25 protein-coding genes are annotated in these 21,379 nt (G+C 74.3%); 7 read left to right on the top strand and 18 right to left on the bottom strand.

What is annotated here, in order from left to right; all coding sequences use genetic code 11:
* The first annotated feature begins 21 nt into the window (after positions 1-21).
* A complete protein-coding gene (melC2, locus tag ACZ63H_RS14680; RefSeq protein WP_469864847.1) occupies positions 22-843 on the top strand; it encodes a tyrosinase MelC2 in 822 nt (273 codons plus the stop codon).
* Here melC2 and ACZ63H_RS14675 read toward each other — a convergent pair whose 3' ends face one another.
* The 3 genes from ACZ63H_RS14675 to ACZ63H_RS14665 form a co-directional block, all read right to left on the bottom strand.
* On the bottom strand, positions 844-1,548 hold the full coding sequence (locus tag ACZ63H_RS14675; RefSeq protein ID WP_469864908.1) for a ribonuclease H family protein: 705 nt from the start codon (positions 1,546-1,548) through the stop codon (positions 844-846).
* Positions 1,549-1,582: 34 nt separating this feature from the next.
* A complete protein-coding gene (locus ACZ63H_RS14670) occupies positions 1,583-2,377 on the bottom strand; it encodes a VOC family protein (RefSeq protein WP_469864845.1) in 795 nt (264 codons plus the stop codon).
* 397 nt (positions 2,378-2,774) lie between these two features.
* A complete protein-coding gene (locus tag ACZ63H_RS14665; RefSeq protein WP_469864843.1) occupies positions 2,775-3,167 on the bottom strand; it encodes a helix-turn-helix domain-containing protein in 393 nt (130 codons plus the stop codon).
* A 294-nt stretch (positions 3,168-3,461) separates the two neighbouring features.
* Between ACZ63H_RS14665 and ACZ63H_RS14660 the strand changes: the two genes are divergently transcribed.
* Entirely contained in the window at positions 3,462-4,355 is an 894-nt protein-coding gene (locus ACZ63H_RS14660; RefSeq protein ID WP_469864906.1) for an RNA polymerase sigma factor SigF, read from the top strand.
* A gap of 78 nt (positions 4,356-4,433) precedes the next feature.
* Here the strand turns inward: ACZ63H_RS14660 and ACZ63H_RS14655 are convergent, their stop codons facing one another.
* The gene (locus ACZ63H_RS14655; protein WP_469864841.1) at positions 4,434-4,889 is read right to left on the bottom strand and encodes an ATP-binding protein; all 456 of its coding nucleotides are present in this window, start codon (positions 4,887-4,889) and stop codon (positions 4,434-4,436) included.
* A 172-nt stretch (positions 4,890-5,061) separates the two neighbouring features.
* Complete coding sequence (locus tag ACZ63H_RS14650) at positions 5,062-5,472, bottom strand: hypothetical protein (protein ID WP_469864839.1); 411 nt, start codon at positions 5,470-5,472, stop codon at positions 5,062-5,064.
* A gap of 350 nt (positions 5,473-5,822) precedes the next feature.
* Between ACZ63H_RS14650 and ACZ63H_RS14645 the strand changes: the two genes are divergently transcribed.
* The gene (locus ACZ63H_RS14645) at positions 5,823-6,224 is read left to right on the top strand and encodes a nuclear transport factor 2 family protein (protein WP_469864837.1); all 402 of its coding nucleotides are present in this window, start codon (positions 5,823-5,825) and stop codon (positions 6,222-6,224) included.
* A gap of 75 nt (positions 6,225-6,299) precedes the next feature.
* On the opposite strand, the gene mgrA is transcribed toward ACZ63H_RS14645, so the two are convergent.
* Positions 6,300-7,292, bottom strand: a complete 993-nt coding sequence (mgrA, locus tag ACZ63H_RS14640; RefSeq protein WP_469864835.1) for an L-glyceraldehyde 3-phosphate reductase — start codon at positions 7,290-7,292, stop codon at positions 6,300-6,302.
* 112 nt (positions 7,293-7,404) lie between these two features.
* Between mgrA and ACZ63H_RS14635 the strand changes: the two genes are divergently transcribed.
* Both ACZ63H_RS14635 and ACZ63H_RS14630 read left to right on the top strand, forming a co-directional pair.
* Positions 7,405-8,286, top strand: a complete 882-nt coding sequence (locus ACZ63H_RS14635; protein ID WP_469864833.1) for a LysR family transcriptional regulator — start codon at positions 7,405-7,407, stop codon at positions 8,284-8,286.
* A 58-nt stretch (positions 8,287-8,344) separates the two neighbouring features.
* Positions 8,345-8,860, top strand: a complete 516-nt coding sequence (locus ACZ63H_RS14630; RefSeq protein WP_469864831.1) for a mycothiol transferase — start codon at positions 8,345-8,347, stop codon at positions 8,858-8,860.
* On the opposite strand, the gene ACZ63H_RS14625 is transcribed toward ACZ63H_RS14630, so the two are convergent.
* The 4 genes from ACZ63H_RS14625 to ACZ63H_RS14610 all read right to left on the bottom strand — a co-directional run bounded on the left by ACZ63H_RS14625 (position 8,842) and on the right by ACZ63H_RS14610 (position 11,826).
* Positions 8,842-9,912, bottom strand: coding sequence for an adenosine deaminase (locus ACZ63H_RS14625; protein WP_469864829.1), 1,071 nt, complete (start codon positions 9,910-9,912; stop codon positions 8,842-8,844). The two genes, ACZ63H_RS14630 and ACZ63H_RS14625, sit on opposite strands and share 19 nt — an antisense overlap.
* Positions 9,913-9,949: 37 nt before the next feature.
* On the bottom strand, positions 9,950-10,345 hold the full coding sequence (locus tag ACZ63H_RS14620; RefSeq protein WP_469864827.1) for a VOC family protein: 396 nt from the start codon (positions 10,343-10,345) through the stop codon (positions 9,950-9,952).
* 177 nt (positions 10,346-10,522) lie between these two features.
* Positions 10,523-11,449, bottom strand: coding sequence for a M48 family metalloprotease (locus ACZ63H_RS14615; RefSeq protein ID WP_469864825.1), 927 nt, complete (start codon positions 11,447-11,449; stop codon positions 10,523-10,525).
* Entirely contained in the window at positions 11,446-11,826 is a 381-nt protein-coding gene (locus ACZ63H_RS14610) for a BlaI/MecI/CopY family transcriptional regulator (protein WP_469864823.1), read from the bottom strand. The genes ACZ63H_RS14615 and ACZ63H_RS14610 overlap by 4 nt, the downstream gene beginning before the upstream one ends.
* A gap of 242 nt (positions 11,827-12,068) precedes the next feature.
* Between ACZ63H_RS14610 and ACZ63H_RS14605 the strand changes: the two genes are divergently transcribed.
* Positions 12,069-12,527 (top strand): pyridoxamine 5'-phosphate oxidase family protein, encoded by a 459-nt coding sequence (locus ACZ63H_RS14605; protein WP_469864821.1) that lies wholly within the window; start codon positions 12,069-12,071, stop codon positions 12,525-12,527.
* A 110-nt stretch (positions 12,528-12,637) separates the two neighbouring features.
* Here the strand turns inward: ACZ63H_RS14605 and ACZ63H_RS14600 are convergent, their stop codons facing one another.
* Both ACZ63H_RS14600 and ACZ63H_RS14595 read right to left on the bottom strand, forming a co-directional pair.
* The gene (locus ACZ63H_RS14600; RefSeq protein ID WP_469864819.1) at positions 12,638-13,543 is read right to left on the bottom strand and encodes an aldo/keto reductase; all 906 of its coding nucleotides are present in this window, start codon (positions 13,541-13,543) and stop codon (positions 12,638-12,640) included.
* Between the two features lie 205 nt (positions 13,544-13,748).
* On the bottom strand, positions 13,749-15,071 hold the full coding sequence (locus tag ACZ63H_RS14595) for an aldehyde dehydrogenase family protein (RefSeq protein WP_469864904.1): 1,323 nt from the start codon (positions 15,069-15,071) through the stop codon (positions 13,749-13,751).
* Between the two features lie 163 nt (positions 15,072-15,234).
* Here ACZ63H_RS14595 and ACZ63H_RS14590 point away from each other — a divergent pair, with 163 nt between their 5' ends.
* Positions 15,235-16,344 carry an acyl-CoA dehydrogenase family protein gene (locus ACZ63H_RS14590; protein WP_469864817.1) on the top strand — a complete coding sequence of 370 codons (1,110 nt, stop codon included), beginning with the start codon at positions 15,235-15,237 and terminating at the stop codon, positions 16,342-16,344.
* Positions 16,345-16,393: 49 nt separating this feature from the next.
* Here ACZ63H_RS14590 and ACZ63H_RS14585 read toward each other — a convergent pair whose 3' ends face one another.
* From ACZ63H_RS14585 to ACZ63H_RS14560, 6 genes are all read right to left on the bottom strand, one after another.
* On the bottom strand, positions 16,394-17,536 hold the full coding sequence (locus tag ACZ63H_RS14585) for an LLM class flavin-dependent oxidoreductase (RefSeq protein ID WP_469864815.1): 1,143 nt from the start codon (positions 17,534-17,536) through the stop codon (positions 16,394-16,396).
* A 202-nt stretch (positions 17,537-17,738) separates the two neighbouring features.
* Positions 17,739-18,296, bottom strand: a complete 558-nt coding sequence (gene ssuE / locus ACZ63H_RS14580; protein WP_469864902.1) for an NADPH-dependent FMN reductase — start codon at positions 18,294-18,296, stop codon at positions 17,739-17,741.
* 213 nt (positions 18,297-18,509) lie between these two features.
* Positions 18,510-18,587, bottom strand: a complete 78-nt coding sequence (locus ACZ63H_RS14575; protein ID WP_397953445.1) for a putative leader peptide — start codon at positions 18,585-18,587, stop codon at positions 18,510-18,512.
* 121 nt (positions 18,588-18,708) lie between these two features.
* The gene (locus ACZ63H_RS14570) at positions 18,709-18,885 is read right to left on the bottom strand and encodes a hypothetical protein (protein WP_469864813.1); all 177 of its coding nucleotides are present in this window, start codon (positions 18,883-18,885) and stop codon (positions 18,709-18,711) included.
* Between the two features lie 301 nt (positions 18,886-19,186).
* Positions 19,187-19,717 carry a GNAT family N-acetyltransferase gene (locus ACZ63H_RS14565; protein WP_469864811.1) on the bottom strand — a complete coding sequence of 177 codons (531 nt, stop codon included), beginning with the start codon at positions 19,715-19,717 and terminating at the stop codon, positions 19,187-19,189.
* A 55-nt stretch (positions 19,718-19,772) separates the two neighbouring features.
* Positions 19,773-21,218: an APC family permease gene (locus ACZ63H_RS14560; RefSeq protein ID WP_469864809.1), complete on the bottom strand. Its 1,446-nt coding sequence runs from the start codon at positions 21,216-21,218 to the stop codon at positions 19,773-19,775.
* Between the last annotated feature and the right edge of the window lie 161 nt (positions 21,219-21,379).

Below are 21,379 nucleotides of genomic sequence, written 5' to 3'. Positions count from 1 at the left end.
GACTTCGGAGCACCGAGCACCATGACCGTACGCAAGAACCAGGCCGCCCTGACCACCGACGAGAAGCGCCGGTTCGTCGCCGCCGTCCTCGAACTCAAGCGCGCCGGGCGCTACGACGACTTCGTCCGCACGCACAACGAGTTCATCATGGCGGACACCGACAGCGGTGAGCGGACCGGCCACCGCTCCCCGTCCTTCCTGCCCTGGCACCGCAGATTCCTGCTCGACTTCGAACAGGCGCTGCAGGCCGTGGACTCCTCCGTCACGCTGCCGTACTGGGACTGGAGCAGCGACCGCACCGTGCGGGCCTCGCTGTGGGCGCCGGACTTCCTCGGCGGTACCGGGCGCAGCACCGACGGCCGGGTGATGGACGGCCCGTTCGCCGCGTCCACCGGCAACTGGCCGGTCAACGTGCGCGTCGACGGCCGGACGTTCCTGCGGCGCTCGCTCGGCACGGGCGTGGCCGAGCTGCCGACGCGCGCCGAGGTGGAGTCGGTGCTGGCGATGAGCGCGTACGACCTGCCGCCGTACAACAGCGCCTCGGACGGCTTCCGCAACCACCTGGAGGGCTGGCGCGGGGTGAACCTGCACAACCGGGTGCACGTCTGGGTGGGCGGGCAGATGGCCACCGGCGTCTCCCCCAACGACCCGGTGTTCTGGCTGCACCACGCCTACGTCGACAAGCTGTGGGCCGAGTGGCAGCGGCGGCACCCGGACGCCGCCTATGTGCCGGCGGGCGGCACGCCGGACGTGGTGGACCTGAACGAGACCATGAAGCCGTGGAACACCGTGCGCCCGGCGGACCTGCTGGACCACACCCGGTACTACACGTTCGACGCCTGATCAGGCGTCGGCGGTACGGCACTCCGGGTGTCCCCAGCCCTGCGCGTTCTTGGCGATCTTCTCGCCGGCCGCGTAGGACCGGCCGCACGGGCAGCGGCCGGGGAACTTGGCCTTGATGGTCCGGGCGGACGAGGACGCCCCGGCGCCGGTCCGGCGGGGCGCCTTCCGGCGCGGCGCCCCGGCCGCCGCCGGGGTGCCGGGCGACGGCGGGGGCTCCGGGGAGCCGAGTTCGCTGCCGGCGGACTCCTGCACGGAGGCCGCCTGGCTGGCCGCGCGGTCGGCGAAGTCGTTCAGCGGGTCGCCGTCGGCCTGGTGGGCGGGTACGTAGCGGAACTCGACGGACCGGCCGCCGAGGAGTTCGTCGATGCGGACCACCAGGTCCTGGTTGGCGACGGGCTTGCCGGCGGCGGTCTTCCAGCCGTTGCGCTTCCAGCCGGGCAGCCAGGTGGTGACGGCCTTCATCGCGTACTGGGAGTCCATCCGGATCTCCAGCGGCACGTCCGCGTCGACGGCCGTGAGCAGCCGCTCCAGGGCCGTCAGCTCGGCGACGTTGTTGGTGGCCCGGCCGAGCGGGCCCGCCGCCCAGCGGGCGGGGGTCCGCTCGTCGCCGCCCGAGACCACCCACGCCCATCCGGCCGGTCCGGGGTTCCCCTTCGAAGCCCCGTCGCACGCGGCCACCACACGTTCACGCATGCGCTCGATGATGCCATGGCCACGGGCGGGGCCGTGCCGGGGCCGGTCAGACGTCCCTGATCTTCGGCATGCGCCCCTCGGTGGTCGTGATGTCGATCACCGAGAAGTCGGCGCCCTGCGGGTCGCTGAGCGCCGCGAACCGGCCGAAGGGGCTGCTCATCGGCCCGAAGCGGAGGATCCCGCCGAGCCCGACGGCCCGGTCGACGGCCGCGTCGCAGTCGGCGGTGGTGAAGTAGACGTTGATGTACGCGGGCACCTCGGGCGGGAAGTCGTCGGTCATCCGCATCCGGCCGAGGACGGTGTCCTCGCCGACGTCGTACATGCGGAAGTCCACCGCGTCGTCCTCGATCTCCTTCATCCGGTAGGGGAAGACGGTGGTGAGGAAGGCGTCCGCCTGCTCCGGCTCCCTGGTGAAGACCTCGGCCCAGCAGTAGGCGCCGGGCACCGCCGTCGCCTCGAAGCCCTCGTGGGTGCCCGCCTGCCACACGCCGAACACCGCGCCGCCGGGCTCCCGGGCCAGGCACATCGTGCCGAGATCACCGACCCGCATCGGTTCCAGCAGCACCTCCCCGCCGCTGTCGCGGATCCTGCGGGCGGTGGCCGCGGCGTCCGGCGAGGCGAAGTACAGGCACCAGCGGGACTGGCCCTCCTGGCCGGGCATGGGCGGGACGACGGCCGCGACGGCCCTGCCGTCCGCGTAGGCCTGGGTGTAGTGGCCGTATTCCGACGACGACTCGCCGAAGGTCCAGCCGAGGACGTCGCCGTAGAACCGCTTGGCTCCCTCGACGTCGCTGAACATCGCGTCGGCCCAACAGGGCGTTCCTTCGGGTTGCACGGCCATGCTCGCGACCCTCCTGATGTGCTGTGCCCCGTTTGTTCACGCTAGTCATCCGGGGTCCGGCCCGCGCGGTGAGCCGGGACGGGCGATCCGGCCGGCGGCGCGGTCGGCGTCCCGCTGCGGCGGCCCGCGGCGCATGCGGTCAGGAGGCGTGCGACGGTGGTGGCCCGGCATGCGCTACGCGCCCGCGTACGCCCCACGGTCGGCACGGCACCGTCCGGGCCGGGGCCGGATCAGGTGAGGAATCCGTCGGTGGTCGTGGGCCTCCCGAGGCGTGGCACAGGCCCGGGAACGCGATCGTGACAGGAGACCGTCGCACGCCGCGGAACTCACCGGCCCGGCCGCCGCCCACGCGAACGGGGGAAGGCGGCCGGGCCCGGCAAGGCCCGGCGCGCCGGGATCAGGCCGCGAGGCAGAGACCGCGGTGCGACCCGTGCCGCGGGGCCGCGGCGCGGTGGTGGACGGCCGTACGGCGGGACAGCTCGCCGTGCACCCGCGCCAGCAGGTCGCCGAGGCCCAGGCCGAGGGCGTGCGCGGCGGCGGCGAGGACCTCGGACGACGCCTCCTTGCGGCCGCGCTCGATCTCCGACAGATAGGGCAGCGAGATCCGCGCCGCGTCGGCCACGTCCTTGAGGGTGCGCCGCTGGGCCCGCCGCTCGCGGCGCAGCACCTCGCCGACCAGGTCCCGCCACAGGGGTTCCCTGGGGGCGGGCCCGTCCTCCGGCGCCTCGGGACGGGCCGGTGCCGGTCGCAGGGGGATCACTCGGGCTTCGTCGCTCACCGGGTCGGTCATCCCGTCAGCCTAGGAGCGGTACCGTCGGGGGCAAGGGCCGGGCGTTGCGCCCTGAGGGAAATCCTCGCCCGACCGGGGCCCCGGCCGGCCGTTTCCCGCCACCGCGTGATGGCGGGGGCATGCACCGCGTCACCGTGGGTACTCGCGCCGTGAGCGGCTTCACGGGAAGGCATGATCCGCCGGACGGCGGGTACCCGCTGGAGACGCTGCCTGGACACTGGGGCCGGCTCCACCCGGTGCCGGACCGGAGGCCGCACAGGGAGACGTCGCACCGTGACTTTCGTGGGAGAGGCAATGAACACCGCCGCCGGGATCCGGTCGGAAGCAGAGGCCGTCGAGGAGACCGGGCGGGACAGGACGGACGACGAGGGGTCACTGCCCGGCATCACGGACCCGGCGTCCGTCGCCCCGCGCGACGCGCGCGAGCTGTCCCGCCAGTTCTTCCGCCGGCTGGCCGAGCTGGAAGAGGGAACGCACCAGTACCAGTACGCGCGCAACACACTCATCGAGATGAACATGTCGCTGGTGCGGTTCGCGGCCGGACGCTTCCGGGGCCGCGGCGACGACATGGAGGACATCGTCCAGACCGGCATGATCGGCCTCATCAAGGCCATCGACCGGTTCGAGCTGTCGCGCGAGGTCGAGTTCACGTCGTTCGCGCTGCCGTACATCGTCGGCGAGATCAAGCGGTTCTTCCGGGACACCACCTGGGCCGTCCACGTGCCGCGCCGGCTGCAGGAACTGCGGGTGGAGCTGGCCAAGGCGCGGGAGGAGCTGTCCAGCCGGCTGGACCGGGATCCGACGGTGGCGGAGCTCGCCACGCTGATGAACCTCTCCGAGAAGGAGGTGGTCGAGGCCCAGCTGGCCTCGAACGGCTACAACTCCGCCTCCCTGGACGCCGCGCTCACCGGGGACGGCCCCGAGGACGGCGAGGCCGTGCTCGCCGACTTCATCGGCGTGGAGGAGGAGGGCCTGCGGCTCGTGGAGGACTTCCACGCGCTCGCCCCGCTGATGGCGGAGCTGAGCGAGCGCGACCGGCAGATCATCCACCTGCGGTTCGTGGAGGAGGCCACGCAGGCCGAGATCGGCGAGCGGCTGGGCTGCTCCCAGATGCACGTCTCCCGGCTGATCAAGCGGATCATCACCCGGCTGCGCCAGGGGATGCTCGGGGAACTGGGCTGCGCCTGACGTCCGGAGGGCACGACGCCGAAGGGCCGAGTGCCCGGGTGGGGGCTCGGCCCGGTGCGGGAGAAGAGGTGAAGAGGTTCAGCCCCGGCGCAGGGGAAAGACGGCCCGCACCCGCTTGCCCACGGGGACGCGTTCGACGGTGACCTCGGCGGCCAGCGCGTGCACGATCTCCAGTCCGTGCCGCCCGACGCGCTCGGGATTCTTCGGGAACCGGCGGGGCAGGGCCGTGCTGCTGTCGTACACGGACACGACGACCGAGCTGTCCGTGCCCTCCAGCTCCAGGATGTACGGGCCGTTGCTGTGCCGGTCGGCGTTGGTGACCAGTTCGCTCACCATCAGCAGCAGCTCGCCGTCGGCGCGGTCGTCGACGCTCGCGCACCACTCCGTGCGCAGCCGCTGGAGGAACCGGGCGGCGAAGGCACGCGCCTCGGCGATGCAGCCGGGGGCGCCGGTGTAGTGCGCCGCGCGCCGCAGCGGCTCCACGGGTACGTCGAAACCAGTCGGTATCACTGCCCCGCCCAGGTACTCGGTCATGCTGTTCTCTCTCGGAAAGGCCCGGTGCGACCGGTGGCCGTCGCTCCAGTCCTCGTACCCCGAGCCCGGCCCCGCAGTCCCTCGGATGCGTTCGCCCACCGCGCACAGGGGCCGCCGGTCGCGGCGGGGTCCTCTGCGGCCGGTGCCCGGCCCCCGGCGGCGCGGCGGAAGGTCAGGCCACCGGTATGACCAGCGCCGGTATCGTCCGCTGCATGCGCAGGGCGTCGACGGACTCCGCGAGCAGCTCGTACTCGGTGGTCTCGTCGCCGGTCGCGAGCCGTACCAGCCGGCCCGCGGCCAGTTCGTCGGCGACCAGTTCCTGCCGGGCCGGATCACCGCACCAGGCGCGCAGGACGGCCGGCACGTCGGGCACCGTGTCGGCGACCGGCACCAGGGCGCGGGGCGGGAAGTGGGCGGCCTCCGGCCGCGGGTCGAGGCGGTCGGCGATCCAGCTCGCCCGGTCGCGCAGCCACCACAGGGCGAGCGCGAGCGTGGGGGCCCGGTAGGTGCCGAGCGGTACTCCGATGCGCCGTCCGCCGCAGATGCCGTACGCGGTGACATGGCACAGGAACTCGTCGTGCATGCGCACTCCCCCGTCGCGTCGTCCGCCTGCGGGCCGGCCTCGCTTTCGCCGCGGCTCGTGTGCGGTGCGTGATCGGGGCCTCGCTGGAAGTGAAGCCCGCACCGTCGAGTATGTTCACCGATGAATCACTGTCACCATATTTTTCCGGCCAGTCTCCTGGCATATTCCGCGCGGATCCTGGCCGAAACGGCGCGGTCCGGCGCGGGCCTCGCGGGGACCTGGGCGGCCGGCCATGACCCCGGGGGTAATCGACGGCCCCCGGCCGCCCCCGGCAGGGTTGCGGTACCGGGTCGCCGCAGCGGGGATCCGGGTTCCGACCAGTACCGATCCTCGATGGAGGCTGATCGCCCATGACCGCGACCCCCGACCGCTACGAGACCGCCGCGGCCCGTTACTTCGACGCCTGGAACGCCACCGGACCGGAGCAGCGGGCGAAGGCGGTGGCCGCCGCCTGGACCGAGGACGGCCGGTACACCGACCCCCTCGCCGACGTCGGCGGGCACGACGGGATCGCGGCCGTCATCGCCGCCGCCCACGAGCAGTTCCCCGGTTTCGTCTTCCGGCCCCTCGGCTCCGTGGACGGCCACCACGACACGGCGCGCTTCTCCTGGGAACTGGTGAGCGAGGAGGCGGACCCCTCGTCCGGGGAGCGGTCCGCCCCGGTCGCCGGCTTCGACGTGATCACGCTGGACGCGGACGGCCGCATCCGCTCCGTGCTCGGCTTCCTCGACCGGGTGCCCGACGGCGCGTGAGGAGCGGCGTACGCGAGGGGCCCGGCCGCCGGGGCGGGCGGCCGGGCTCGTACGACGGTCGCGGGCCGGGGTGTGTCAGGGCCTGACGATGGCGTCGATCCGGTCCAGTTCCCCGGCGTCGAACTCCAGGTTGCCGATGGCCGCCACGCTGTCCTCGATCTGGCGGACGCTGCTCGCGCCGACCAGCGCGGACGTCACCCGGCCGCCGCGCAGCACCCAGGCCAGCGCGAGCTGGGCCAGCGTCTGGCCGCGGGAGGCGGCCACCTCGTCCAGCGCGCGCAGCCGGGCCACCAGGTCCTCGGTGACCGCGTCCGAGTTCAGGAACGGGCTGTCGCTCGCCGCCCGGGAGTCCTCCGGGATGCCGTCGAGATAGCGGCCGGTGAGCAGGCCCTGCTCCAGCGGGGAGTAGACGATGGAGCCGACCCGGAGCTCGTCCAGGGTGTCGAGCAGGCCCTCGTCCTCGGGGCGCCGGTCGAGCATCGAGTAGCGCGGCTGGTGGATGAGGAGCGGGGTGCCCAGCTCGCCGAGGATGCGGGCGGCCTCCCGGGTCTCCTCGGCGGAGTAGTTGGACACGCCGACGTAGAGCGCCTTGCCCTGCTGCACCGCGCTGTGCAGGGCGCCCATCGTCTCCTCCAGCGGAGTGTCCGGATCCGGGCGGTGCGAGTAGAAGATGTCGACGTAGTCCAGGCCCATCCGCCCCAGGCTCTGGTCGAGCGAGCCGAGCAGGTACTTGCGCGAGCCCCACTCGCCGTACGGGCCGGGCCACATCAGATAGCCGGCCTTGGTGGAGATCACCAGCTCGTCGCGGTAGCGGGCGAAGTCGTCCTTCAGGGCCGCGCCGAAGGCGGACTCGGCCGCGCCGGGCGGCGGGCCGTAGTTGTTCGCCAGGTCGAAGTGGGTCACGCCGAGGTCGAAGGCACGGCGCAGGATGGCCCGCTGGGTCTCCACGGGCCGGTCGGGTCCGAAGTTGTGCCACAGGCCGAGCGACAGGGCGGGGAGCTTCAGGCCGCTGCGTCCGGTGCGCCGGTAGGGCATGTCGGCGTAGCGGTCGGGGTGTGCGGTGTACAACGCGACTCCATGAGGGGTGGGCGCGGGATCTGCCGCCTCCACTCTTCCCCCGGCGGCGGGCAGCGGTCCAACAGAAGAATCCGATGGTATTCAGCGGATAGGCTTCTCAATCATGGAACTGCGCCATCTCCAGCACTTCGTCGCGGTGGCCGAGGACCGGCACTTCACCCGGGCCGCCGAGCGTCTGATGGTGTCCCAGTCCGGGCTGTCGGCGTCGATCCGGGCGCTGGAGCGGGAGTTGCGGGCGCCGCTGTTCGTGCGGACCACGCGCCGGGTGACCCTGACGGAGGCGGGGCGTGCGCTGCTGGCGGAGGCCGAGCGGATCCTCGCCCAGGTGCGGGCGGCGCACGACGCGGTGGCGGCGGTGCAGGGCGTGCTGCGCGGCACGCTGGCGCTCGGCACCGAGCAGTGCATCGCCGGGGTGCGGGTGGCCCCGCTGCTGGCGGCTTTCCGGGGCCGGCACCCGGATGTGGAGATCCGGCTGCGGCAGGCCGGTTCGGGCGCGCTGGCGGAGGAGGTCGCGGCCGGGCGGCTCGACCTGGCCTTCGCCTACCGCACCCAGGCCGACACCGACCAGCTGCGGTCGGTGTCGCTGACCAGCGAGCCGATGACCGTGCTGTGCCACCCCAGCCACCGGCTCGCCGCCGGGCCGGCCGTGCTCGGCCCGGACGACCTCACCGGCGAGGTGTTCGTGGACTTCCACCCCGACTGGGGTCCGCGCCGCACCACCGACGCGGCGTTCGCCGCGGCCGGGGTCCGGCGCACGGTCGCCCTGGAGGTCAACGACGTGCACAGCCTGCTGGACCTGGTGGACGAGAACCTGGGCGTCGCGGTCGTGCCCCGGCACTTCCGGCACAAGCGGCCGGCGCTCGCGGCGCTGCCGCTGAAGGGGACGGGCGGGGCACGGTACGAGACGGTGGCCCTGCTGCCGCCGGAGCGGGCCACGAGCCCGGCCGCACGGGCACTGGTCACCCTGCTCGAAACGGGGACGTGACGCACCGGCCGCCGGATTCCGGACGCGGGAGCGGCGGTGGTTTGCGATGGTGGACGGTATGCATGCCAAGGACATCCTCATCGACGGCTACGGCCGCGTCCGCGAAGAGGTCCATGCCGCCCTCGACGGCCTCGGCCCCGAGGAGCTGCACCACCGCCCGGCCCCGGACGCCAACACCATCGCCTGGCTGGTCTGGCACCTCACCCGGGTGCAGGACGACCACATCGCGGACGCCTTCGACCTGGACCAGGTGTGGCTCGCCCAGGACTGGCAGAAGCGGTTCGGGCTCGACCTGCCCCGGCACGACACGGGCTACGGGCACACCCCGGCCAAGGTCGCGAAGGTGCGGGTGGACTCGGCCGGACTGCTGACCGGGTACTACGACGCCGTCCACGAGCAGACCCTCGGCGTCCTGCGCACCCTGGCCGCCAAGGATCTGGAGCGCGTCGTGGACGAGCGCTGGGATCCCCCGGTCCGCCTGGGCGTGCGCCTGGTGAGCGTCCTGTCCGACGACCTCCAGCACGTCGGACAGGCCGCCTATCTCAGGGGGCTGGTTCAGAGCGCGGCGGCGTAACCCGGCAGGACCACGTCCTCGATGAGGGCCGTGCGCTGGTCGAACGGGATGAACGCGCTCTTGAGGGCGTTGACGGTGACCGTGCGCAGGTCCTCCACCGTCCAGCCGGCCTGCTCCACCAGCAGGGACATCTCGCGGGTCATCGTGGTCCCCGACACCAGGCGGTTGTCGGTGTTCAGGGTGACCCGGAAGCCGAGGTCCTTCAGGGCCGTGATCGGGTGCTCGGCGATCGAGCCGGCGCAGCCGGTCTGGAGGTTGGAGGTGGGGCACATCTCCAGGGCGATCCGGCGGTCGCGCACCCAGGAGGCGAGGCGGCCGAGCTTGCCGTCCACGATGTCCTCGGTGAGGCGCACCCCGTGGCCGATGCGCTGGGCGCCGCACACCTGGAGCGCCTGGTGGATGCTGGGCAGGCCGTACGCCTCGCCCGCGTGGATGGTGAAGGGCATGTTCTCGGCGCGCAGGTACGCGAAGGCGTCGAGGTGGTCGGCGGGCGGGAAGCCGTCCTCGGCGCCCGCGATGTCGAAGCCGACGACTCCGGCGTCCCGGTACGCGACGGCCAGCCCTGCGGCCTCGCGGACCCGGTCGAACATGCGCATCCCGCACAGCAGGGTGCCGACCCGGACGGGGGTGCCGGCCGCCGCCGCCTTGGCCATGCCGGCGGCCAGGCCCTCCTGGACCGCCTCGACGACCTCGGACAGGGCGAGTCCGCCCTTGAGCATCAGCTCGGGGGCGTAGCGCACCTCCGCGTAGACGACGCCGTCGGCGGCGAGGTCGAGGACGTACTCCTCGGCGGTGCGCAGCAGGCCCTCGCGGGTCTGCATGACGGCGAGGGTGTGCTCGAAGGTGGCGATGTAGCGGACCAGGTCGCCGGAGTCGGCGGCCTCGACGTACCAGGCGGCCAGCTCGTCGGGGTCGGTGGTGGGCAGGGTGTGGCCGGCCGCGTCGGCGAGTTCGACGACGGTGGCGGGGCGCAGGCCGCCGTCGAGGTGGTCGTGCAGGACGGCCTTGGGGAGCCGGCGGAGGGTCTCGGTGTCGATGCGGGACGCGGTCATGGTGTGTCGTTTCCTCGGCTGGGTGATGCGGGGCTGGTCAGTGGGCGGCGGGCTGGAGCAGGTCCCAGCGGTTGCCGTAGAGGTCCTGGAAGACGGCGACGGTGCCGTACGGCTCGTGGCGCGGCTCCTCCAGGAAGGTCACGCCGGCGGCGGTCATCCGGGCGTGGTCGCGGGCGAAGTCGTCGGTGTGCAGGAAGAAGCCCACGCGTCCGCCGGTCTGGTCGCCGATCCGGGCGCGCTGGCCGGCGTCCTTGGCACGGGCCAGCAGCAGTCCGGTGCCCGCCGCGTCGCCGCCGGGCTCGACGACGACCCAGCGCGAGCCGTCGGGGCGCGGGGCGTCCTCGGCGAGACGGAATCCCAGGGCCTCGGTGTAGAAGCGGATCGCCTCGTCGTAGTCGTGGACGACGAGGGTGACCAGGGCGACGCGGCGCATGGCTACCTTCCGGCGGGGGGCGGTTAGCCGGTGAGGTTATACGTAAAACTTGCCGGGCGCCAGTCCTCTTCTACGCGCGTCACGCAGGGGCGGAGTCGGACTGCCGGGGGCGTGGCACCCGGGGGGAGCGGTTGTGCGGCCCGGTCGTGGGGAGGGCGTCCCGTCACGACGTGGGGATCAGGGCCTCGCCTCGCCCTGCGCGACCTCCACGCGGTGGTGGACGTCGGCCGTCGCGGTCGCCGAGGCGAGGCAGGACAGGGCGGCGCAGGCGGCGAGGAGCGCGGCGGCCGTGCGGTGGGCCGCGGGCGGGCGCGGGCCGGCCAGCAGGGCCTGGACGCGCCGCGGGACGGGGCCGGTGGCGGCGCCGGCGGCGAAGCCGGGGCGCGCGGAGCCGGCGGACCGGGCGGCGAGGGCCGCGCGGGCGATGGCCCGGGCGGTCAGCCGCCGGTCGCCGACCGCGGCGGCGGCGGTCTCGTCCGCGGCGCGCTCGGCCGCGAGCCGGACCGTGTCCCGGACCCGGCGCAGCGCGGGGTGGCAGTGCGCCGCGAGTTCGGCGGCGGCCAGCGCGTAGTGGTGGCCGCCCGCGTTGTGCGCCCGCTCGTGGGCGAGCAGCGCCTCCCGCTCGGGGCCGTCCAGGGCACGCAGCATCGCCGTGGTGACGACGACCCGGTGCGGGCGGCCGGGCAGGGCGTAGGCGTCGGGCCGGGGCGAGTCCACCACGCACAGGTCGCCGGCGGCGGGCCGGCGGCCGGCCTCGGCGCGGGCCGCCCGGAAGGCGCGGGCCTGCTCCAGGGCCGAGCGGCCGAGGGTCCAGCCGCACCGGGCGAGCGCGCCGGCCGAGGCGGCGGCGGCCGGGACCACGAGGGCGCCGGGGGCGGTGCGCAGCGGATGGACCAGTTCGCCGAGCGCGGCGAAGAACGGCAGCTCCAGCAGCCCGAGCAACAGGAGCACGCCGAGGGTCACCGCCGTACCGCCGGCCAGCAGCAGCGCGCAGCCCGCGACGGACCACAGCGCGGCCGCCGGGCTCAGCCGGTCCAGTGCCCGGCGGGCCAGGAGCGGCAGGGCGAACGGGAGCAGCAGCGGGAGCGGGAGCAGGGCGGTCATCGGCCGTCGGAGGCGAGCAGGTCGCGCAGGACGCGTTCGTCGTCCGGGCTGAGCTGGGCGACGAAGCGGGCGAGCACCGTCTCGCGGTCGCTGTCCCGGTCCAGTTCGCTGTGCATCCGGCGGGCGGTGAGGCCGTGGGCGTCCTGGGCGTCCCGGACGGGGAAGTAGACGTAGCCCCGGCCCTGGCGCCGCCGGTCGACCACGCCCTTGTCGTGCAGCCGGCTCAGGATCGTCGTCACCGTCGTACGGGCGAGGCCGGTGCCGAGGCTCGACTGGACCTCGCCGGGGGTCCGGGGCGCGCCGGCGGACCAGAGCGCGGCCAGGACGCTCGCTTCGAGTTCACCGGCCGGCCGGCGTTCGCCTTTGGCGTCGGTCATGGGGAGGTTCCTCACCGCGTCTTCGTGTTGCTGTTCTCAAGGCCGTCCACGTCATCGTAGTCAGGGGCGCGGGCCGGCGCCCGCCGGGCGCGGGGTGGCCGCGGTGGTGGGGGCGTCCGGGCGCGGGGCGGGCCGCGGTGCGCGCGGGCGTGTGGGGCCGGCGACCTACGCCCGGGGTCCCGGGTGCGGGGCGTCCCGGGACGGAGGTGCCGGTGGGGCGCGGCCCGGTAGCGTCGCCGGACATGACGATCGACGAACCGGTCCGCACCCCGGCCCGGCGCAAGAGCGATGTGCTGGCCCGGCTGGAGCGGGAGAGCGACATCTGGGTGGCCTCGGCGGACGCGCACGGCGTGCCGTGTCTCGTACCGCTGTGGTTCGTCTGGCACGGGGAGTCGTTCTGGCTGTGCACGCGCGGCACCAACCCCACGGGCCGCAATCTCCGCGACGGCGGCCGGACCCGGCTCGCCCTCGGCGACACCCGGGACGTCGTGCTGGTCGACGGGGAGGTGCGGGTCTTCGGCTCCGGGGAGGTGCCGGAGGCGGCGGCCGGGGCGTTCGCGGCGAAGACCGGCTGGGATCCGCGCGCGGACGGCGCCGCCTACGACTTCTTCCGGGTGCGGCCGGTCGCGGTGCAGGCGTGGCACGGGGTGCGCGAGCTGCGCGGCCGGCATCTCATGCGGGACGGCGCCTGGGTGGTGTGACACCGGCCGGCGGCCCCGCCCGGCCGGGCCCTCGGCGGGCGGACCGCGGTGGCCGGGCCGACGGCGGCCGGCCGGTCCGGGTACGGACCTCGCGGCCGCGTCCGAAACGGTCAGCCGGCCTGTGCGCGGGCCCCGGCGAGCCGGGCCAGTTCCCCGGCGGTGAACCGCAGCGCCCCGGCGGCGACGTTCTCGGCCAGGTGGCCGGGGTCGCCGGTGCCGGGGATGGCGAGGACGTGCGGGCCCTGGTGCAGCGTCCAGGCGATGCGGACCTGCGCGGGGCTCGCGCCGTGGGCCCGGGCGACGGAGAGCACGGTGTCGTCGTGGGCGGCCGTGGCACCGCGCTCGCCGGCCTCGCCGGCCACGGTGTAGAAGGGGACGAAGGCGATGCCGCGCTCCCCGCACAGCCGCAGCAGTTCGTCACCGGCCGGGTCGGGGCGGTCCAGGGCGTACCGGTTCTGCACGCAGACCACCGGGGCGATCTCCAGCGCCTCGGCGAGGTGCCGGCCTTCCACGGCGGAGATCCCGAGGTGCCGGACGAGCCCGGCCGTGCGCAACTCCGCGAGGGCGCCGAAGTGTTCCGCGATGGAGTCCTGGTTCATCCGGCGCAGGTAGACGACGTCGAGGTGGTCCCGTCCGAGCTGGCGCAGGTTCTCCTCGACGTGGCCGCGCAGTTGGTCGGGCCGGGCGGAGGTGCCCCACGCGCCGTGCGGGTCGCGGTAGGGGCCGACCTTGGCGGCGATGACCAGGTCGTCGGGGTACGGGGACAGCGCGGTGTTGACGAGTTCGTTGGCGGAGCGCAGCGAGGAGAAGTAGAAGGCCGCCGTGTCGATGTGGTTCACGCCGAGCCCTACGGCCTCGCGCAGCACGGCCAGGGACCGCTCCCGGCCGCTGGGGGTGCCGTGGTGGAAGGCGGCGCTGCCCGTCAGCCGCATGGTGCCGAGACCGATGCGGTGGACGGGCAGGCCGCCCAGCGCGAAGGTGCCGGAGGCGTCCGCGGTGATCGTCTGGGTGGTCATCGGCGGAGTCTCGCACACCGCACCCGGCCGGTCCTCGGCAGAACGGGGCGGCGCCCGGCGGGACACCGGGGATCCGGCCGAGGCACCGGCAGGCGGCGACCCGGCTCCGGGCCCGGGCCGGATTCCCGCCGTCGCTCCAGTGAGCCGTCGAGGCGGGCGGGCCGGGCCCGGCCGCACGCGCGGCCGGGCCGCTCCGCCGGGAGGCTCAGCGCAGCGGCTTCGCGAGGACCGCCTTGCGGTGGCTGAAGGTCTCGATGGAGTAGCGGCCGTGGTAGTTGCCCATGCCGCTCTCCCCCACCCCGCCGAACGGCAGGTCGGAGACGGTGAGATGGGCGACGGGCAGACCGTGGCCGAGGCCGCCCGAGGAGGTCTCGGCGGCGAAGCGCGCGCGGACCTCGTCCGACTCGCTGAAGACGTACAGGGCGAGGGGCTTGTCCCGGTCGTTGACGAAGGCGATGGCCTCGTCCGGGCCGGACACGGTGACGATCGGCAGGATCGGGCCGAAGATCTCCTCCCGCATGACGGGCGAGTCCGGGTCGACGTCGGCGAGGACGGTCGGCGCGAGGTACTTCGCCGCCCGGTCGCCGACGCCGCCGACGGCGACCCGGCCGGAGCCGAGCAGGCCGGACAGCCGGTCGAAGTGCCGCTCGTTGACGATCCGGCCGTACTCCGGCGAGCGGGCCGGGTCGGCGCCGAACAGCTTCTCGATCGCGCGGACCAGCGCCGCCTCCAGGGCGGGCGCGGTCTCAGGGTCGGTCAGGACGTAGTCGGGGGCGACGCAGGTCTGGCCCGCGTTGAGGAACTTGCCGCGGGCGAGCCGGTCCGCGACCACCTCCGGGTCGGTGCCGCGATCCACGAACACCGGGGACTTGCCGCCGAGTTCGAGGGTGACCGGGGTGAGGTGCTCGGCGGCGGCCCGCATGACGATACGGCCGACGGTGCCGTTGCCGGTGTAGAAGATGTGATCGAAGCGCTCGGCCAGCAGGGCCGTGGTCTCGGGGACACCGCCCTCCACGACGGCGACCGCGTCCGGGTCCAGGTAGGCCGGGATCAGCTCGGCCAGCACGGCGGAGGTGGCCGGTGCCAGCTCGCTCGGCTTGGCGACCACCGCGTTGCCGGACGCCAGCGCGCCGACCATGGGGGCGAGCAGGAGCTGCGCCGGGTAGTTCCAGGGCGCGATGACGAGGACGACGCCCAGCGGGTCGTACTGCGTCCAGGCCGTGGCGTCGGCGCCCAGGTGCGCCGGGACGGGCGCGGGCTCGGGGCGCAGCCAGCCGGCCAGGTGCTCCAGGGTGTGGTCGATCTCGCGGACGGTGAAGTCGATCTCGGTGCGGTGGGCCTCGGTGCCGCTCTTGCCGAGGTCGGCGCGGAGGGCGGCGGCGAGGTCGGCGCCGCGTTCCGTGAGCAGGGCGCGCAGCCGGCGCAGCTGGCCGGTACGCCAGTCGACGGACTTCGTGCGGCCGGTGGCGAAGGTGGCGCGCAGCCGGGCCACGATCTTTGCGGGCTGCTCGGACGGGGAGTGGTTCACGGTGCCTCGATGGATCACGTGCGGACAGTCGGATGTATTTAGCAACCTTTCATGTCCTCAAGTTCATTCCGGCGGCGCCTCCGGGGTGACGAGGGTCACGCCCGGTCCGGGCCGGCCCGTGCCCTGCGGGTGCGCCGTCCGCGGAACCGGAAGAATCCCGGGTATGGATCCCACTCCGCACCCCCTCGTCGTCCGCGCCCGCCGGCTCGCCACCGACCTGCTCGCCCCCGAGGCCGAGCGGGTCGACCGGGAAGGGGTGCCCCCGGGCCACATCGAGGCGGTGAAGCGGTCGGGCCTGCTCGGGGTGGGCGCGCCCGTGGAGCACGGGGGCGCGGGGGCGCCGCCCGCCGTGGCGCGGGAGGTCGCGGAGATCCTGTCCGGGGCGTGCTGTGCGACCTGGTTCGTGCAGACCCAGCACCACACGCCGGTGCAGACCCTGGCGCACAGCGGGGGGCATCCGGTGCGGGAGCGGCTGCTCGGCCCGCTGTCCCGCGGGGAGCTGCTGTCCGGGGTGGCGTACGCGCATCTGCGGTCGTTCCCGCGCCGCCCGGTGCGGGTCCGGCCCGAGGGCGGCGGCTGGCGGTTCGACGGGACCGTGCCCTGGTACACCGGCTGGGGCCTGAACGACGTGATGCTGCTGGCCGGGGCGACCGACTCCGGCGAGGTGCTGTTCGCCTTCACCGAGGCCCGCGAGCGGCCGGGACTGCGGGCCTCGGCGCCGATGCGGCTGGCGGCCCTCACCGCCGCGCGCACGGTGTCCCTGGAGCTGGACGGCCTGTGGCTGCCCGCGGAGTCGGTGGCCCTGCGCACGCCGTACGACCGCTGGGCCGCCGGGGACCGGGTCAAGACGCTGCACACCAGCCCGGCGGTCTTCGGCGTGACGCGGGCCGCGCTCTCGCTCCTGGACGCGGACACGGCCGCCCCGCTCCGCGCCCGTCTCACCGGGATCCGCCGCAGGGCGTACGAACTGGCGGACGGGCCGCTGCCGCAAGGGTGGGCGCAGACCGGGGGGAAAGCGGGGGCCGGGACGGCGGACGCGTGGGTGGGGGAACGGCTGGCGGTGCGCGCCGAGGCGTACGAACTGCTGCGTACGGCCACCACGGCGGCGGTGGTGGCCGGCGGCGGCCGTGCCATGGCCCTGACGAGCCGCGCCCAGCGCCTCGCGCGGGAGGCGCTGTTCCTCCTGGTGCAGGGCCAGACCGCCGAGTCGCGCGCGGCGCATCTGCGGGCGCTGGGCGGGGCGCTGGCGGCCACCGGGGAACGGAACGCCTGAGCGGCGCGCGCCCCGGTCCGCGGTGCTCCACGCGACCGCGCACCGCCGGTCAGATCGCGAACGGGACCTCCGCGGCAGCGGCGGACGCCGGCCCGTGGGGGTGGGTCCACAGGCCCTGCGCGGCGAGCCGGGGCAGGACGCCCTCGCCGAACCAGTAGGCCTCCTCCAGGTGCGGGTAGCCGGAGAGGACGAACTCGTCGATGCCGAGGGCGTGGTACTCCTTGATCCGCTCGGCCACCTCCTCGTGGCTGCCGACCAGAGCCGTCCCCGCGCCGCCCCGCACCAGCCCGATGCCGGCCCACAGGTTGGGGTGGATCTCCAGGCCGTCCCGGCCGCCGCCGTGCAGCGCGAGCATGCGCCGCTGCCCCTCCGACTCGCTGCGGGCCAGCCCCTCCTGCACGGCCCGCACCGTCTCCTGGTCGAACCCGGCGAGCAGCCGGTCCGCCTCCGCCCAGGCCGCTTCCGCCGTGTCCCGGGTGATCACGTGCAGCCGGATCCCGAAGCGGAGGGTACGGCCGTGCCCGGCGGCGAGCCGGCGGATCCAGGCGATCTTCTCGGCGACCTGTGCGGGCGGCTCGCCCCAGGTGAGGTACACGTCGGCGTAGCGGGCCGCGACCTCCCCGGCGGCCGGTGAGGAACCGCCGAAGTACACCTCGGGGACCGGATCGGGCACCCGGCTGAGCCGCGCGTCCTCCACCCGCAGGTGCTCCCCGTGCAGATCGACGCCCTTGCCCTGCCACAATTCCCGGACGACGTGCAGGAATTCACCGGTGCGGCGGTACCTGGCGTCCTTGTCGAGGAAGTCGCCGTAGGCCCGTTGCTCCCGGCTCTCCCCGCCGGTGACGACGTTGAGCAGCAGCCGTCCCCCGGTCTGCCGCTGGAACGTGCTCGCCATCTGCGCGGCGAGCGTCGGCGAGACGAAGCCGGGCCGGAAGGCGACGAGGAACTTCAGCCGTTCGGTGTGCTGGCTGACCATGGCGGTGGTCAGCCACGCGTCCTCGCACCAGGCGCCGGTCGGGGTGAGCGCGGCCACGAAGCCCAGGTCCTCGGCGGCCCGTGCGATCTGGCCGAGATAGGCGACGGTCGGGGGCCGGTCCCGGCCGGAGGCGGTCGCCGGGGTGCCGTGGCCGCCTCCGACGACGTCGCGGCTGTCGCCGTTGGTGGGCAGGAACCAGTGGAAGGTGAGGGACACCGAGGGTCTCCGATCGCTTGGGTCCGTGGGGTGGGTGGGTGCGTGCGTGCCCGCGGGCCCGGGGTGCGGGTGTGCGGCGAGGCCGCCGGCGGCGTGCCCTGCGCGGGGGAGGGCGACGGGCGCCGGCACGGAGCGCGCGGCCCGGCACGCGGTGGCGGCACGCGCCTCCCCACCGTCGGCCGCGGGCGGGGCCGCGGCCCGCTCAGCTCGCCGTGGCCGCCAGCGCCGGCGCGCGGTCCAGGGCGGCGGCGAACTGGTCCACCACCTGCCCCAGGGCCTCGGCGGTGGCCGGTGCGACGGTCAGCGAGCCGTCCTCCCGCACGGTGATGTCTGTGTCGAGGGTGAACCAGCCCTGGACTATGTGTGCGGCGCCCATGGAGTTCAGCACCGGCCGCAGGGCGTAGTCGATGGCGAGGACATGCGCGGTGGAACCGCCGGTGGCCAGCGGCAGCACGGTCTTGCCGGTGAGCGCGTACTGCGGGAGCAGGTCCAGCAGCGCCTTGAGGACGCCGGAGTACGACGCCTTGTAGACGGGGGTGCCGACCACCACGCCGTCGGCGCGGGCGAACAGCTCGGCGGCCTCGACGACGGCGGGATGCCGGAAGTCCGCGCCGAGCAGGGCCTCGGCCGGGAGGGCGCGGACGTCGAGCGGGATCACCTCGTGTCCCTGGGCGACGAGCCGCCGGTCCAGGTGACGCAGCAGGAGATTGGTGCGGGAGGAGGCGGAGGGGCTGCCGGAGACGGACAGGACGGTGGCCATGGGTGTCTCGTTTCTGAGGTGCGCCGGACGGCCGTACGCGAGCCGGACGCCCGGGGAGAAGTCGGTCGGGAGCACCGCCTCCCGAGCCGGACCGGGCATGCGGAACCCCTGGTGCGGAACCGCTCGACGGGACGTCGGACACGCCTCACCCGTCGGGGGACGACGGGGATCCCGGTGTGCCGCGGGCCCGGAGGAGAGGGAAGGGGCGGCGGATCAGACCGCGGCGCGACAACAGGCGCTGGAGACGCGCGCGAGATCGACGTGGCGTCGCCGCGTGAGGTCCAGTCGCATGGTCATGCCATCGATCGTGGCAGCAGCCCGCGACAACCGTCAAGGAGATCCCGGCCGTTCTCGCATGGCGGACCCGCGCGGTCCACGGCGGCGGGGTTCCGGGCCCCGGACGGGCGGGGACTCAGACCCCGCCGTCCTCCTCCCGCCCCTCGACCACCACGAGGAAGGCGTCCGACTTCAGGTCCATCACCACGGTCGCCGGTTCACCCTCGGCGCGCCGGGCGGCGGCGAACTCCTCCGCGGGCCACGAACCACGCGGAGACCCGGCGGGAAAACGCTCCAGCACCCTCGCACTCATGACGGCGGCCACCTCCTGCTGCACCGGCCCGAACGGAATGTACGTGTTGTACTGATCCGCTTGCCCCGGATCCGCGGGGACATGCCCCGGCGGCGTCCCTCCTGCGCACATGAAAGCCCGTGCGGTGCCGCGTCCTTCGGCGACACCGCCTCGGCGGAGCCCCGGTCCTCGTTCCCGGTCCGGTGCGCGCCCGCGCGGCGGCGGGGATTCCTCGGTTCGTCGCCGCGCGGGACCGGGGTGGTGCGCCCCCTGCGCCCCGCCGTACGGTGCCGCTCGGGGTGGCGAGGCGACCGTCCGGGGGTCAGAGGTCCGCGTCGGGCCCGGCCGGCACGGTGAAGGAGATCCACACGTCCGGCGGCAGCTCGGGCCGGCCCGGCACCGGTCGCCGCTCCCGGGTCCAGGCCTCGCCGGCGAGGTCCGCGGCGACCCGTGGCCAGAACCGCGCGGCTGCCGGGTTGTCCTCCTGGAACGCGATCTCCCACCGTCCGGGGTGCCGGGTGAGCACCTCGCGCGCGGCCCGCAGCCCGATGCCCCGGCGCCGGGCACCGCGCACCACGAAGAAGCTGTTCAGTATGCGTACCGGCCCGTCGAGCCCGCGGACGAACGCCAGCCCGGCCGGGTGGTCGTCGCAGATCAGCAGGTACGGCACCCAGCCGGGCCCGGTGAAGGCGGACGTCACCCATTCGCTCCGGAAGGTGCCGTCGGCGGCGGGCAGGCCGCCCCGGAACTCGGAGAGATCGTGGCGGAACATCAGCCACAGCCGTTCCACGGCGGGCCGGTCGCCGGCAGTCGCGGGGCGGACGGCGAGGTCCGCGGTCGTGTTCTCTGTCATGAACGACAGCGTCCCCGGCGGAGCGCGGTCCGGCCGGGGATTCGGTGTCGCAACTCTAGCTCATCTCAAGGGCGTTGGCGGTCGGGCCGGTGTCCTCGCCGGTCTCCTTCGGGCCGAACGGCCAGATGCCCTCGTGCCGCGCCCATCCCAGGAAGGCCACGCAGCCGAGGGCCAGCCAGGCCAGGGACCACTCGACGGGGCGGCGGCCCGGGGAGTTGCGGTCGGCGTAGCCGTAGATGACGCACCAGCCGGTGAAGGCGACCACGCTCGGCACGGGATACAGCCACATCCGGTACGGGCGGGGCAGGTCCGGGCGGCGCCGGCGCAGGACCGTCAGCGCGACGATCTGGGCCAGCGCCTGCACGATCACCATCACCGTGGTGAGCAGCTGGATCAGGGTGGCGAGGTCGGTGTGGCGGCCGAGCAGGAAGCCGGCGGCGGTGACCGCGCCCAGGGTGGCCAGGCCGTACACCGGGAACCGGTGCCTGGGGTGCAGCTTGGCGTAGGGGCGGAAGAAGACGCGGTCGCGGGCGGCGTCGCAGGGCACCCGGGAGCCGCCGAGCAGGCCGGTGAAGACGGAGGCGAACGCGGTGACGAGGATCAGCGCCGTCACCGTGTCCGCCGCCGCCCTGCCCCAGGTGTCCTCCAGCACCGCGGAGGCCACCGAGGTGGAGGCGATGTCGTGCGGGTCGGTCATCCGGTGCCAGTCGACCACGCCGAGCGTGCCGATCTGGAGCAGCAGGTAGATCGCCATGATGCCGAGGATCGAGAAGAGCACGGAGCGCGGCAGGGTCCGGCCGGGGTCCTTGATCTCGGCGCCCAGGTATGCGGTGGTGTTGTAGCCGAGGTAGTCGTAGATGCCGATGGTGAGGCCCGCGGCGAAACCGGGCCAGTAGTGGCCGCTCATCACATGGAAGGCGCCCGCCGGATAGGTGAAGGCCATGTGTGGGCTGAAGTGGGTGGCCGCGGCGACGACCACCAGCAGCACGGAGGCGATCATCACGGCCCACATCACCGCCGTGATCCGGGCGATGTGCTCGATGCCGCGCCAGAGCAGGAGCACCGCCAGGGCGATCACGCCGAGGCCGATGAGGTCACCGGCCGTCCGCCCGAGGCCGGGGGCGAGGTAGCCGAGGTACTGGACGAAGCCGACCACACCCGTGGACATGATCAGCGGGATGAACAGCATCGCCGTCCACACGAACAGGAAGGGCATCAGGCGGCCGGTGCGGTGCCGGAATGCCTGGCGCAGATAGACGTAACTGCCGCCCGAGCCGGGCAGGGAGGCACCCAGCTCGGCCCAGACCAGCCCGTCGCACAGGGCGAGGACCGCGCCCGCGACGAAGCCGACGACCGCCTGCGGGCCGCCGAACGCGGCGACCATCAGCGGGATCGTCACGAACGGACCGATGCCGCACATCTGGCTCATGTTGATCGCCGTCGCCTGGAACAGGCCGACACGGCGGACGAAACCACCGGTGGGGGGCGGGGTACCGGACAATGGGGACTCCTGACACGACGGGTGTCCGACGCGCCCGGCGGTGGCTGACCACCCGTCAGACCCGCGACGGGGAAACGATCCTGCCCAGGCCGGCGGCCTCCTGTGCCGGTCTCCGCGAGGCTCGTTGACAGTGTCCGGGGCGCGACCTAGCGTGACCCAGG

The sequence above is a fragment of the Streptomyces sp. NPDC104831 genome (assembly GCF_055583025.1).
This window is presented reverse-complemented; position numbering and strand designations above follow the sequence as displayed.